General features: G+C 60.0%; 13 protein-coding genes. 6 read left to right on the top strand and 7 right to left on the bottom strand.

Features of this window, described 5'->3' with window-relative positions:
- The first annotated feature begins 110 nt into the window (after positions 1-110).
- On the top strand, positions 111-1,337 hold the full coding sequence (locus JOE29_RS24975) for an N-acetylmuramoyl-L-alanine amidase (protein WP_103693980.1): 1,227 nt from the start codon (positions 111-113) through the stop codon (positions 1,335-1,337).
- Between the two features lie 5 nt (positions 1,338-1,342).
- Here the strand turns inward: JOE29_RS24975 and JOE29_RS24980 are convergent, their stop codons facing one another.
- Positions 1,343-1,726 carry a hypothetical protein gene (locus tag JOE29_RS24980; protein ID WP_044313429.1) on the bottom strand — a complete coding sequence of 128 codons (384 nt, stop codon included), beginning with the start codon at positions 1,724-1,726 and terminating at the stop codon, positions 1,343-1,345.
- Positions 1,727-1,866: 140 nt separating this feature from the next.
- On the opposite strand from JOE29_RS24980, the gene zigA reads away from it, so the two are divergent.
- Both zigA and JOE29_RS24990 read left to right on the top strand, forming a co-directional pair.
- Positions 1,867-3,075: a zinc metallochaperone GTPase ZigA gene (zigA, locus tag JOE29_RS24985; protein ID WP_017278876.1), complete on the top strand. Its 1,209-nt coding sequence runs from the start codon at positions 1,867-1,869 to the stop codon at positions 3,073-3,075.
- Entirely contained in the window at positions 3,075-3,725 is a 651-nt protein-coding gene (locus JOE29_RS24990) for a DUF1826 domain-containing protein (RefSeq protein WP_099315323.1), read from the top strand. The genes zigA and JOE29_RS24990 overlap by 1 nt, the downstream gene beginning before the upstream one ends.
- Positions 3,726-3,728: 3 nt before the next feature.
- Here the strand turns inward: JOE29_RS24990 and JOE29_RS24995 are convergent, their stop codons facing one another.
- Entirely contained in the window at positions 3,729-4,103 is a 375-nt protein-coding gene (locus JOE29_RS24995; RefSeq protein WP_010422769.1) for a hypothetical protein, read from the bottom strand.
- A 52-nt stretch (positions 4,104-4,155) separates the two neighbouring features.
- Between JOE29_RS24995 and JOE29_RS25000 the strand changes: the two genes are divergently transcribed.
- A complete protein-coding gene (locus JOE29_RS25000; protein ID WP_210079977.1) occupies positions 4,156-5,127 on the top strand; it encodes a CobW family GTP-binding protein in 972 nt (323 codons plus the stop codon).
- Between the two features lie 129 nt (positions 5,128-5,256).
- Here the strand turns inward: JOE29_RS25000 and JOE29_RS25005 are convergent, their stop codons facing one another.
- The gene (locus JOE29_RS25005; protein ID WP_003316050.1) at positions 5,257-5,649 is read right to left on the bottom strand and encodes a DUF3301 domain-containing protein; all 393 of its coding nucleotides are present in this window, start codon (positions 5,647-5,649) and stop codon (positions 5,257-5,259) included.
- A gap of 118 nt (positions 5,650-5,767) precedes the next feature.
- Here JOE29_RS25005 and pdxY point away from each other — a divergent pair, with 118 nt between their 5' ends.
- Positions 5,768-6,634, top strand: a complete 867-nt coding sequence (pdxY, locus tag JOE29_RS25010) for a pyridoxal kinase PdxY (protein WP_044313426.1) — start codon at positions 5,768-5,770, stop codon at positions 6,632-6,634.
- 46 nt (positions 6,635-6,680) lie between these two features.
- Here pdxY and JOE29_RS25015 read toward each other — a convergent pair whose 3' ends face one another.
- Positions 6,681-7,166, bottom strand: coding sequence for an acyl-CoA thioesterase (locus JOE29_RS25015; RefSeq protein ID WP_003316052.1), 486 nt, complete (start codon positions 7,164-7,166; stop codon positions 6,681-6,683).
- 291 nt (positions 7,167-7,457) lie between these two features.
- On the opposite strand from JOE29_RS25015, the gene JOE29_RS25020 reads away from it, so the two are divergent.
- Positions 7,458-9,221 (top strand): cation:proton antiporter, encoded by a 1,764-nt coding sequence (locus JOE29_RS25020; protein WP_210079978.1) that lies wholly within the window; start codon positions 7,458-7,460, stop codon positions 9,219-9,221.
- A gap of 38 nt (positions 9,222-9,259) precedes the next feature.
- Here JOE29_RS25020 and JOE29_RS25025 read toward each other — a convergent pair whose 3' ends face one another.
- The 3 genes from JOE29_RS25025 to uvrD all read right to left on the bottom strand — a co-directional run bounded on the left by JOE29_RS25025 (position 9,260) and on the right by uvrD (position 13,027).
- Entirely contained in the window at positions 9,260-9,667 is a 408-nt protein-coding gene (locus tag JOE29_RS25025) for an SMI1/KNR4 family protein (protein WP_003316056.1), read from the bottom strand.
- 130 nt (positions 9,668-9,797) lie between these two features.
- Complete coding sequence (locus tag JOE29_RS25030) at positions 9,798-10,643, bottom strand: Tim44 domain-containing protein (RefSeq protein WP_103363286.1); 846 nt, start codon at positions 10,641-10,643, stop codon at positions 9,798-9,800.
- A gap of 200 nt (positions 10,644-10,843) precedes the next feature.
- Positions 10,844-13,027 carry a DNA helicase II gene (uvrD, locus tag JOE29_RS25035; RefSeq protein WP_003367943.1) on the bottom strand — a complete coding sequence of 728 codons (2,184 nt, stop codon included), beginning with the start codon at positions 13,025-13,027 and terminating at the stop codon, positions 10,844-10,846.

Below are 13,027 nucleotides of genomic sequence, written 5' to 3' on the forward strand. Positions count from 1 at the left end.
CTTCATGAAGGGCCTCATCTTTCGCTCGTAACTGCATGTTATATTGTTACTAATGATGTGGATGAACCCTTCGTGAGCCGGGATGCTCAATTTGCTCTTTGAGACGTTCCATGCACCGACGCCAAGTGTTGCTCAATATGCTGCTGGCCAGCGCGGCCCTGACGTTGCCGTTGGGTGCCTTCGCCACGCAGATTCGTAACGCCCGTCTTTGGCGTACCAACGACAAGCTGCGACTGGTCCTCGACCTGAGCGGCCCGGTGCAATACAAGACTTTCACCCTGACAGCCCCCGACCGCCTGATCATCGACGTCAGCGGTTCACGGCTGACCGGCGACTTCAGCCAGTTGGCGCTGGACCGTACCGTCATAAAATCGATTCGCTCCGGGCACTACGGCCAGGGCGACGACACGCGCATCGTGCTGGACCTCACCGCACCGGTACAGCTCAACAGTTTCCTGCTTGGTCCGGAAGGCGGGCAGGGGCATCGGCTGGTGCTGGACATGAGTTCCACGGCCCATGCGCCTGTGCAGATGGCTGAGCTGCCGCCGGTGGTGCCTGTACCGATCCCGACCAGCAAGGCGCACACCGGGCGCGACATCATGGTGGTGGTCGATGCCGGCCATGGCGGCAAGGATCCTGGTGCCGTGGGTTCGAGGGGTGAGCGCGAAAAAGATGTGGTGCTCTCCATCGCTCAATTGCTGGCCCGACGCTTGAAGCGCGAGAAAGGCTTCGACGTACGTCTGGTGCGCAACGATGACTTTTTCGTACCGCTGCGCAAGCGTGTCGAGTTCGCGCACAAGTCCAACGCCGACATGTTCATTTCCGTGCACGCCGATGCTGCGCCTCGTCTGACGGCATCGGGTGCGTCGGTGTTCGCTCTTTCCGAAGGCGGTGCAACGTCGGCAACGGCGCGCTTCATGGCTCAGCGGGAAAACGGCGCGGACCTGCTGGGTGCCACGTCGCTGCTCAATCTGAAGGACAAGGACCCGATGCTTGCCGGGGTGATTCTCGACATGTCGATGAACGCCACCATTGCGGCCAGTCTGCAACTGGGTCACACCGTCCTGGGCAGTCTGGAAGGCATCACCACGCTGCATCAGAAGCGCGTTGAACAGGCCGGGTTCGCCGTTCTCAAATCACCGGACGTGCCGTCGATTCTGGTCGAAACCGGTTTCATCTCCAACAGCCGCGATAGTCAGCGTCTGGTCACTGCGCGTCATCAACAGGCCGTTGCCGATGGCCTGTTCGATGGCCTGCAGCGCTATTTCCAGCGTAACCCGCCAGTGGATTCGCACATGGCCTGGCTGCAGGCGCAGAAGCAGGAACAGCCGGTCTGACCGGCTTAGCGGCAGCCGTTCAAGCGGCTGCAGGTGATCTTGCTGCGCGTACCGCTTGAGCTGGATACCCGAGTGATTGTCGTCCAGCCTACGCGCTGCACAGTGCCTGCCCAGGCTTCGCCGTCGGAAGCCAGCCCGGTAAAAAACGTCAACTGGCCATAGCGACTGTTGGTCTGCGCCCAGCGGCGCTTGTCGAGTACCTCGTAACCCTTCAACCAGGTCGTTGATCCGGCGGTGGCCACGCTGTAGCTATTGCCGTGCGCATCGTTGCACGCCAGCAGCGTCGCACTGCGCGTGCAGGTGGCGAGATCGGCGGAGGGTCTTGGTGGTGCAGCCATCAAATGCGCGCTGATCAGCATCGCCATCAAGCCTGTTGAAACCCGTCTCATGAAGATCCCTTCAGCAAGGCCATAGCTATTTGCGGTTGTTATACTATAACATCCTGTTGTGATTAGAGTTGGCTGCCAGAGGGATTCGTCGCAGCCGACATGAACAAGGTTCAAACCTTGCAGCTGCCTGGAGAATCCTGATGGCAAATCTTCTACCCGTTACCGTACTGTCCGGTTTTCTCGGCGCCGGAAAAAGCACTTTACTCAATTATGTGCTGCGCAACCGCGAAAACCTGCGGGTTGCGGTGATCGTCAATGACATGAGCGAGATCAACATCGACGGCAGCGAAGTTCAGCGTGATGTCAGCCTGAACCGTGCCGAAGAAAAGCTGATCGAGATGAGCAACGGCTGCATTTGCTGCACCCTGCGCGAGGATCTGCTCGAAGAGGTCAGCCGTCTGGCTCAGGACGGTCGTTTTGATTACTTATTGATCGAATCCACAGGAATCTCCGAGCCGTTGCCCGTGGCCGAAACCTTCACCTTCCGCGACGAGGCCGGCAAAAGCCTGATGGACCTGGCGCGCCTGGACACCATGGTCACCGTAGTCGACGGCGTGAACTTCCTGCTCGATTACGAGGCGGCAGACGGCTTGTCCACACGCGGTGAAACCATGGGTGAAGACGATGATCGCTCGATTACCGACCTGCTGATCGAGCAGATCGAGTTTGCCGACGTCATCCTGCTCAGCAAGATCGACCTGATCAGCTCCAGTGAGCGTGAAGAGCTGATGGCGATCCTCAAGCGCCTCAACCCGGAGGCCGAGATTGTGCCGATGGTGATGGGCCAGGTGCCGTTGGCGACGATTCTCAACACCGGGCGTTTTGACTTCCAGCGCGCTTCCCAGGCACCGGGCTGGCTCAAGGAAATGCGCGGCGAACACCTGCCGGAAACCGAAGAGTACGGCATTGCATCAACGGCCTATCGTGCTCGCCGACCGTTCCATCCGGAGCGCTTTTTCGATTTCATCAATCGTCCCTGGAGCAACGGCAAGCTGTTGCGCTCCAAAGGCTTCTTCTGGCTGGCCAGCAAATACAAGGATGCGGGCAGCTGGTCGCAGGCAGGCGGCTTGATGCGTCATGGTTTTGCCGGGCGCTGGTGGCGTTTCGTGAACCGTGACAGCTGGCCTGAGGACAAGGAAAGCGTCAGTTCCATTCTGGAGAACTGGTCGACTGAAACCGGCGACTGTCGGCAGGAGCTGGTGTTCATCGGCCAGAACATTGATTTTGCGCAGCTGACTGCCGAGCTGGACAACTGCCTGCTCACTGATGCGGAAATGGAGGCGGGCGCCGACCGTTGGCGTGCGCTGGCCGATCCGTTTGGCGATTGGCATGAAGAGGTGGCTGCCTGATGCTGGCTCATCGTTTTAAACCTGAAACCGCAATCCGACAGGCACAGGGCGATACGCCCGACGTGCTGGGCGATATTCTGCAGGATGGCGTCAACCTGGCGCTCTGGCAGCGTCAACTGCCTGCGCACATAGAAGACTTCGGTGCCTTGCTGCTGTCGATGGGTGAGCCTTTAGCCGAATCCATGACCCTGGAGGTGCAGGGCGGCGAGGTCGAGCCTGACCTGAGCGCGCTGGCAACGGGGTATTCCGACCTGCTGGGCTATCAGGGATTCATTGCCGACGTTTCCTGGCTGGTCGGCGCCTATGCCTGTCTGTTGGGTGCCGAATGCGTTGGCCTGCGCTTGCGGGTGCTCGACAAGGCCATGTGCCCGCGCTTCCATGTCGACCACGTGCCGGTGCGTCTTATCACCACTTACGGCGGGGTTGGCAGTCAATGGCTGCATGAAGGGGTGATGGACCGCAAACAACTGGGGCGTCTGGACGCTGAGCCGACGGATGCTGCCCATATCCAGCAGATCAACAGCGGTGACGTGGCGCTGCTCAAGGGCGAGCGCTGGCACGGTAATGAAGGTTTTGGCCTGATCCATCGCTCGCCGCAATTGCTGCGCAACGAGCGCAGGTTGATTCTGACGCTGGACTGGCTGGCGTGATGCTCAGTCAGGCGTTATCCACTGCCCCTTGCTCTGGCCTTCGCAAAAGGGTTTGAGGTACAGCGCGTCACCGGCGACGCCGTAATAGTGGATGTGCTCGCGATACGGCATATTGGCAACCTGCGCATTGCGGCAAACGCCGAATGCGCCTGCCGGACATTGTTGCGAATAGGTGGTCTCGGTCTTCTGCCCGGCCAGTTGCGGCTGGCAGAAGCTGTCGTGAAACAGGTTTGCCGGAATGTTGATATTTTCCTGGCAGACCTTCACGTCGAGCCTTTCGGCCTGGCTGTGGACCAGACACGCTTCGGCCCACGCCGAGCCGCAAGACGCTGTCAGCAGCATCAACGCCAGGCGGGCAGACAGCCGCATTACTTGCATCGGTATCCTTCCTTGCTCTTCAATGAACAACGCATTCGCCAAAAGTGATCTCATGCTGCAAAACATACCGACGCATGTCATCGGTGGCCCGTTGGGCGCCGGCAAGACCAGCCTGATCAAGCGTCTGCTGGCGCAGAAACCTGCCCATGAGCGCTGGGCCATATTGATCAATGAGTTCGGGCAGATCGGCCTGGACGCCGCGCTGCTGACCACGGATGCCGATGGTATCGCACTTGGCGAAGTGGCTGGCGGCTGCCTGTGTTGCGTCAATGGCGTGCCGTTCCAGATCGGCCTGGGGCGTTTGTTGCGCAAGGCGCGGCCGGACCGTCTGTTGATCGAGCCTTCGGGGCTGGGCCATCCCGCGCAACTGATGACGCAATTGCGCGAAGCGCCGTGGCGCGGCGTTCTGGATGTTCAGCCCGGCGTGGTGGTGCTGGACGCGCAGGCAATGCTCGCCGGACAACCGTTGCCGAGTACTCAGCAGGAAGCCCTGGCGCATGCCGGGCTGGTGGTCATGAACAAGTCCGAGCAACTGGATGATGTCGCTCGCCAGGCATTGGCCGAACAGTTGCTGCCGCATGCCTTGATCTGGACCCGACACGGCGAGCTGTCCCTGAGCCGTGTGCCGGGGTTCGCCAGTGGCACCGCTGTGGATAAACAGACTGTGGATAAGCTGATGCTGCCCAACGGCGTCGGCCACTTGCCCGCGCTATGGACCGACCCGAGGGTGCCGATCTGTCTGAGTCAGGTCAGTGCTGACGGCTGGAGCATCGGCTGGCGCTGGCATCCCTCGCAGCGCTTCGACCTGCAGCGCATCCTGCACTGGCTGGAAAGCCTTGATTGGCGGCGGGCGAAGATGGTTATCCACAGCGAGGGCGGCTGGTATTCCGGCAACGTGGTAGACAGGGCTCCGCTGGCCTGGCAAATCAGTGAATGGCGTCAGGACTCACGCCTGGAGTTGATCTTTTCCACAGCGCAGGATGTGGATAAGTTGCAGGCGCAGATGGCGGAGTGTCTGGCGTGACAGGTGATAGCTGAGGGCAGCACGCAGAGCGTCCGGGACGGCATGCCAACCCGGAGCCTTGGCACGATAGTCAGCCGGATTTGCGCATGGAGATGAGCGCTGAATCGCGGCAACAAGAGTCGTGCGTGGCTACTGCTTCCATTTCTGATGCGATTGACGCCATTCGCTCATCTGAATAACTTCAGCGCTGGGCGGTGGTGTTTTGATTTCAAAGGGGTAGGGTGCCAGTTCGATTTGCGCAGTGTGCGCGCCGAACATGGTGATCGTGCCAGGGTGACGTTGCTCGCCGGTCACCGTGAACTCGAAGCCATACACGCGGGCCAGGCGTTTGCGGCCCTGAGCGTCGCGGGCGAAGGTCAGGCGGCGCAGGGCAACCGCGTCGTCCAGCAATTGCAGCTCAAGGCGTTCGCAGTGCTGCTTGACGCGTGCCAGCGCCTTTTCGCGCAGACCATGGGCGTGCCACCACCAGGCCGCGGCGCTCGCGAACAGCATCAGCACGAAGATGTTTCCCAAGGTCAGCATGACGGAGTGCTCCAGCGTAGGAGTCGTCAGCTTAACTGTCCTGAGTGATTTACAGCCATACTGCGCGACTTATATTTCTCATTATTGCATTTGCATCGTGTTCAGGATTCCGCCCCCCATGAAACGTACGCCTCATTTGCTCGCTATCCAGTCCCATGTGGTATTCGGCCACGCCGGCAACAGCGCAGCGGTGTTCCCGATGCAGCGTATCGGGGTCAACGTCTGGCCGCTCAACACGGTCCAGTTCTCCAACCACACGCAATACAAGCAGTGGACCGGCGAAGTGCTGGCTCCGCAGCAGATTCCTGCGCTGATCGACGGGATTGCCGCCATCGGCGAGCTGGGCAACTGCGATGCGGTGCTGTCGGGGTATCTGGGCAGTGCGGCGCAGGGCAGGGCGATCCTCACGGGCGTGGCACGCATCAAGGCGGCCAATCCGAAAGCGCTGTACCTGTGCGACCCGGTGATGGGCCATCCTGAAAAAGGCTGCATCGTTGCCCCCGAAGTCAGTGATTTCCTGCTGCAGGAAGCGGCGGCCATGGCGGACTTCATGTGCCCCAATCAACTGGAGCTGGACAGCTTCTCGGGGCGTAAGCCCGAATCACTGCACGACTGCCTGGCGATGGCGCGTGCCTTGCTGGCGCGTGGTCCCAAGGCGATTGTGGTGAAACACCTCGATTACCCCGGCAAGGCCGCCGATGGTTTTGAAATGCTGATGGTCACTGCCGAGGCCAGCTGGCATCTGCGCCGCCCGTTACTGGCATTTCCGCGTCAGCCGGTCGGCGTGGGTGATCTGACCTCCGGGTTGTTTCTGTCGCGTGTGCTGCTCGGCGACGATCTGGTTGCAGCGTTCGAGTTCGCTGCGGCCGCCGTCCACGAGGTGCTGCTGGAAACCCAGGCCTGTGGCAGCTATGAGCTGGAACTGGTGCGCGCTCAGGATCGCATCGCGCATCCACGGGTAAAGTTCGAAGCCGTGCGTTTGTAATAGATCTGCTATCAAAGGCTCGGGCATCGATGCCCGAGCCGGGTAATTACAACGCTTCTTCCTTGATGTCCTGATAACGCTTTTCCAGTTCCTGACGAATCTGGCGGCGTTGCTGCGCCTGGATGAAACGCCGTTTGGCATCGGCCGATTCGGGCTCCAGGGGCGGGACGCTGGCGGGCTTGCGATTGTCGTCCACGGCAACCATGGTGAAGAAGCAGCTGTTGGAGTGACGTACCGAGCGTTCGCGGATATTTTCGGTGACAACCTTGATGCCCACCTCCATGGAGGTGTTGCCGGTGTAATTGACCGAGGCGAGAAAGGTCACCAGTTCACCGACGTGCACCGGCTCACGGAAAATCACCTGGTCTACCGACAGCGTTACCACGTAGCGTCCGGCGTAGCGGCTAGCACATGCGTAGGCCACTTCGTCCAGGTACTTGAGCAGCGTGCCGCCATGTACGTTGCCAGAGAAGTTGGCCATGTCCGGGGTCATCAATACAGTCATCGACAGCTGGGCGTTTCCGGGTTCCATAGCGTACTCACACGGTCAATGTGTTCAAGGGGCGCCTATGCTGGCGCTCAAGGGGCTTGCGACAGTTATCGGGACGCTGGCCAGCAGGCGGCCGTCACGCGTCATAACTATCTGTTTCCATATATTGCACCGCCTTTATGTCGAAGGGGGCGGTGTTAACCTGCAAAAACCTGTGGATCGGGTTTTTTCCTACGTCTTTATCGGATTTTAGTGACGAAAAGGATAGCTGTCGCCCTGAAGGGCACGGCGATATCGGCTTGTAACGCCATCATCACAAGGAGCTTCGCCATCATGCATGCCATCAATTTCATTCAGGATCTGGCAGTGATCATGCTGGTGGCCGGTGTGGTGACCATTCTCTTCCATCGCCTCCGGCAGCCCGTCGTGCTGGGCTATATCGTTGCCGGGTTCATCATCGGTCCGCACACCCCGCCATTCAGTCTGATCCACGACGAAGACACCATCAAAATTCTGGCCGAGCTCGGGGTGATCTTCCTGATGTTCTGCCTCGGGCTGGAGTTCAGCCTGCGCAAGCTATTCAAGGTCGGTGCCACGGCGTTCATCGCGGCCTTTCTGGAAATTGCCCTGATGATCTGGATCGGTTACGAGATCGGGCAGTTCTTTGGCTGGAAAACCATGGACTCGCTGTTTCTCGGCGCGATTCTGGCGATCTCTTCCACCACTATCATTGTCAAGGCGCTCAACGACCTCAAGATGAAGAACCAGCGCTTTGCCCAGTTGATTTTCGGCGTGTTGATCGTGGAAGACATTCTCGGTGTCGGCATCATTGCGCTGCTGTCCGGGATCGCCGTCAGCGGCTCGGTCAGTTCCGGGGAAGTGTTCTCCACAGTCGGCAAGCTGTCGCTGTTCATGATCGTGGCGCTGGTGGTCGGTATCCTTGTGGTGCCTCGACTGCTGTCCTATGTCGCCAGATTCGAAAGCAACGAGATGCTGCTGATCACCGTCCTGGGCCTGTGTTTCGGCTTCTGTCTGCTGGTGGTCAAGCTGGAATACAGCATGGTACTGGGCGCCTTCCTGATCGGCGCGATCATGGCCGAGTCGCGTGAGCTGCTGAAGATCGAACGCCTGATCGAGCCGGTTCGCGACATGTTCAGCGCGATCTTTTTCGTGGCCATCGGTTTGATGATCGATCCGGGCATCCTGCTGCAATATGCCTGGCCGATCGCCGTCATTACCGTTGCCGTGGTGCTGGGCAAGATGTTGTCCTGCGGCCTGGGCGCCTTTATCGCAGGCAACGATGGCCGTACCTCGCTGCGCGTGGGCATGGGGCTGTCACAGATTGGCGAGTTTTCCTTCATCATCGCAGCGCTGGGCATGACCCTGCAGGTCACCAGCGACTTCCTGTACCCGGTGGCAGTCGCCGTATCCGCCATCACCACCCTGCTGACACCGTACCTGATTCGCGGCGCAGACCCGTTGTCGCTCAAGCTGGCGGCGATCATGCCCCGGCGCGTTGCACGGGTGTTCGGCATGTACGGCGAGTGGCTGCGCAGCATTCAGCCGCAAGGCCAGAGTGCAGTGTTGGCCGGGATGATCAGGCGGATTCTCTTGCAGGTCGGCGTCAACCTGGCACTGGTGATGGCGATCTTTTTCAGCGGTGGCTATTTTGCCGAGCGTCTTGGCGGTTACATGAGCGAGTGGGTGGGCGATGTCAGCCACCAGAAAGCCTGGATCTGCGGCGCGGCGCTGTTGTTGTCACTGCCGTTTCTGATTGCCGCGTACCGCAAGCTCAAGGCGCTGTCGATGCTGCTGGCCGAGATGGGCGTGAAACCCGAGATGGCGGGCCGGCATACCGTGCGCGTGCGCAAGGTCGTTGCCGAGGTGATTCCGCTGTTATCGCTGATGGTGATTTTCGTGATGCTGGCGGCGCTGTCGGCAAGCATTCTGCCGGCCAACGAACTGCTGCTGGTGGTTGCTCTGGTTGCTGCGCTGGTCGCTGCATTGCTGTGGCGCTGGCTGATCCGTGTGCATACCCGGATGCAGATTGCGTTACTGGAAACACTGGGTAACCATCAAGAGAACTCCGGGCACTGAGGCCCGGAGATTCTTGAATACTGCGCAGCAGTCGCGTCTCAGCTTTCCAGCCAGACATCCCGAGCCCAGTGCCAGACCGATTCCCAGCTGTCTTCGGTGACCAGTTCTTCCTCGGCGGACCACAGCAATACAGTGCCGTCTTCCTCGACGCAGTAGTAGTCGTCACCGTCCTGACAGATCGGGATCAGCTCGCGTGGCACGCCCAGATCCCAGGCCGTAGCGGCCACGTCAGGCAGGTAAGTGTGCGACTGCGGGTCGGTCACAGTGACGGGTTCAAGGCTGCCATACACCACATCGCTGACTGTCAGGAGAAATTCCTTGAAGACAAACGGAATGTTGATGAACAGCTGTTCCTCGATCTCTACCAGTTGGTCTTCGTCAGGCAGCTCAAGCGGAACCGGAACCGGTTCATTTGCTTCACGCAGTTGTTCAATGACTTCTTCCACGACACAGATCCTCTCACTTGATGGCGCGGGTTATACAGTAGCGTAAAGCCTTTCTCAAAATAACTATCCGAACGGATAAACAAAAACCCCGGACATGTCCGGGGTTCTGAACGCGAGAACGGGTTCTGGTTCAACCGTTCTGGCGAATTCCTGCCACCAGCCAAGGCTGGTTATCGCCTTGCGGGCGTTCCATGTTCCAGCTTTCGCTGAACACTTCGCCCTGGTCGAAACGCGACGTCTTGGACACGCCCGAGAACGTCAGCGTGGCGATGGTCTTGTCGGCACGATCATCCACACCGTCCAGCTGGACCTGAAGGTTTTCGATGTAGGTCGACTGGAAGCCGTCGCCCAGGTCCGCGCGTTCCTTTTTCAGGAACTGCAGCATTTGCGGGGTGACGAACTCGGCGATCTTGTCCATCTCGTTGGCGTCCCAGTGCTGCTGCAGCGACTGGAAGTGGCCGCGAGCAGCGTCCAGGAAGCGCTGTTCATTGAACCAGGCAGGTGCGTTGATCACTGGCGCAGCGGAGGCCGGGGAAGAACTGCCGAAGATCGGGTTCTGCGCAGGCTGGCTGGTTTCGCGCTGGTACGGTGGCGCACCGGCAGCGGCCATTTTCGGCTGTTGCTGCTGCCGACGACGCGCAATGAAGCGGAAGATCAGAAAGGCAATGAGGCCCATGATCAGGATGTCGAACAGTTGCAGGCCGTTGAAGCCGTCACCCATGAACATCGACGCAAGCAGGCCACCGGCAGCGATACCGGCCAATGGGCCAAGCCAGCGCGAAGCACCGCTTGGCGCAGCGGCAGGACGACCCGCAGCGTTAGGCGCTGCCGCAGGTGTGGAAGGCGCGGCCTGACGAGTCTGATGCGTAGGCGCCGAGCCCATGCTCTTGCCGCCACCGAAGCGCGCGGCGTTCACATCCAGGCTCATGGTGAGCCCGATGCACAGCGCCATCGCGATGCTTAGAAAACGTTGCATAAGGGTATTCCCGTTTTGTGATTGCACGCGCGCCATGTTGCACAGCGGATGGCGACATGACCAGCGCGTTAGTGTTTCGGACTTTTACATAAACAGCGTAGGACTTTTCTACGCGCTTCGTAAGATGTGTACGAGGATTATCGTTCCTCACGCTAGCGTGGGAACGATAGTCAGGGACGTATGGGCGATGATCGACCGGCCTACAACGGTACCAGTTTCGCGTAGCCCATCATCAGCCACTTGCTGCCCTCGGGGAAGTTGACCTGCACCCGGGCCTGGGCGCCAGCGCCTTCGAAGTTGAGGATCACGCCTTCGCCGAATACCGCATGCTGGACGCGCTGGCCCATGGTGAACTCGGTTTCCGGAATGCCGGTGCCGTTGAACAGGCTGCTGCTGTTGAATTTCGGCGTGCCGCCGAACGGACGGTTGACGCTGTTGGACAGCCGGACTTCCTGAATCAGCGCCGGCGGGATTTCGCGTACGAAACGCGAGACCTTGTTGTAGGTTTCGCTGCCGTACAGACGACGCGTTTCGGCGTAGGTCATCACCAACTGTTTCATGGCCCGGGTGATGCCGACATAGGCCAGGCGCCGTTCCTCTTCAAGACGGCCCGGTTCTTCCAGACTCATCTTGTGCGGGAACAGTCCTTCCTCCATGCCCACCAAGAACACGTGCGGGAATTCCAGGCCCTTGGCGCTGTGCAGGGTCATCAGCTGAATGCTGTCTTCATGCTCCTGCGCCTGGGTGTCGCCCGCTTCCAGCGAGGCATGCCCCAAAAACGCGGCCAGTGGCGTCAGGTCTTCTTCGCTTTCGTGATTCTCGAAAGCACGGGCAGCGCTGACCAGTTCCTCAAGGTTTTCTACCCGCGCCTGACCTTTCTCGCCTTTTTCCTGCTCGTGATAGGTAATCAGCCCGGACTGTTCGATCACCGTCTGGGTCATCAGGTGCAGCGGCATTTCCATGACCTTGGCCGCGAGGTTCTCGATCAGCTCGATGAAGCCGCCCAAGGCAGTGGCGGCGCGTCCAGTCAGGCCCTTGTTGGCAACCAGCAGGCGCATGGCTTCCCACATGGAGACGTCGGCATGACGCGCATGCTCGCGAATCGCTTCGACGGTTTTTTCACCGATGCCGCGCGCCGGAACGTTGATCACCCGCTCCAGTGCCGCATCGTTGCCACGGCCTTCCAGCAAGCGCATATAGGCCATGGCGTTCTTGATTTCGGCACGTTCGAAGAAGCGCTGTCCGCCGTAAATGCGGTACGGAATGCGCTCACGCAGCAGGGCTTCTTCAAGCACCCGCGACTGGGCGTTGGAGCGGTACAGAATGGCGATGTCGTTGCGCGAAATACCGGTTTTCAGCGCGCTCTCGATGGTCTCGACCACGTAACGCGCTTCATCGTGCTCGTTGAACGCGGCGTACAGATTGATCAGCTCGCCATCGCCGACGTCGGTCCACAATTCCTTGCCCAGGCGACCACTGTTATTGATGATCAAGCCGTTGGCGGCCTTGAGGATGCTCGCCGTGGAGCGGTAGTTCTGCTCCAGGCGGATGACTTCGGTGTCCGGGAAGTCCGAGGAATACTGGTGGATGTTCTCGATCTTCGCGCCGCGCCAGCCGTAAATGGACTGATCGTCGTCGCCGACCACCATCAGGCTGTCACCCCCCTGGGCGAGCAGACGCAGCCAGGCGTACTGCACGGCGTTGGTGTCCTGGAACTCGTCCACCAGGACGTGACGGAAGCGGCGCTGATAATGCGCCAGCAAGCCCGGGTTATCGCGCCACAGGTCGAGAGCGCGCAGCAGCAGCTCGGAGAAGTCGATGACGCCGGCCCGCTGGCAGGCGATCTCGTAGGCTTCGTAGACGCTTTTCATGGTGGTCAGGAACAGGTCGCCGCTTGCCTGAATATGTTTCGGGCGCAGGCCTTCGTCTTTCTGACCATTGATGAACCACTGGGCCTGACGTGCAGGCCAGCGTTGTTCGTCCAGACCCAGCTCGCGCATCACGCGCTTTACCAGACGCTGCTGGTCATCGCTGTCGAGAATCTGGAAGGTCTGCACCAGCCCGGCTTCCTGCCAGTGCGCCCGCAGCAGGCGATGGGCCAGCCCGTGGAAGGTGCCCACCCACATGCCAGCCGGGCTGATGCCCATTAGCTGCTCGATACGGTGGCGCATTTCGGCGGCAGCCTTGTTGGTGAACGTCACCGACAGCACCGAATGCGGGGAGGCTTGCTCGACCTGCATCAGCCATGCGATGCGATGCACCAGCACACGGGTTTTGCCGGAGCCAGCACCAGCCAGGACCAACTGACGACCCAGAGAGGCGGCTACGGCCTGACGTTGGGCATCGTTGAGGGAATTCAGAAGAAGAGAGAGATCATCGCGCAT

The sequence above is a fragment of the Pseudomonas sp. PvP009 genome (assembly GCF_017832995.1).
In the GTDB taxonomy this organism is placed as follows: domain Bacteria; phylum Pseudomonadota; class Gammaproteobacteria; order Pseudomonadales; family Pseudomonadaceae; genus Aquipseudomonas; species Aquipseudomonas syringae.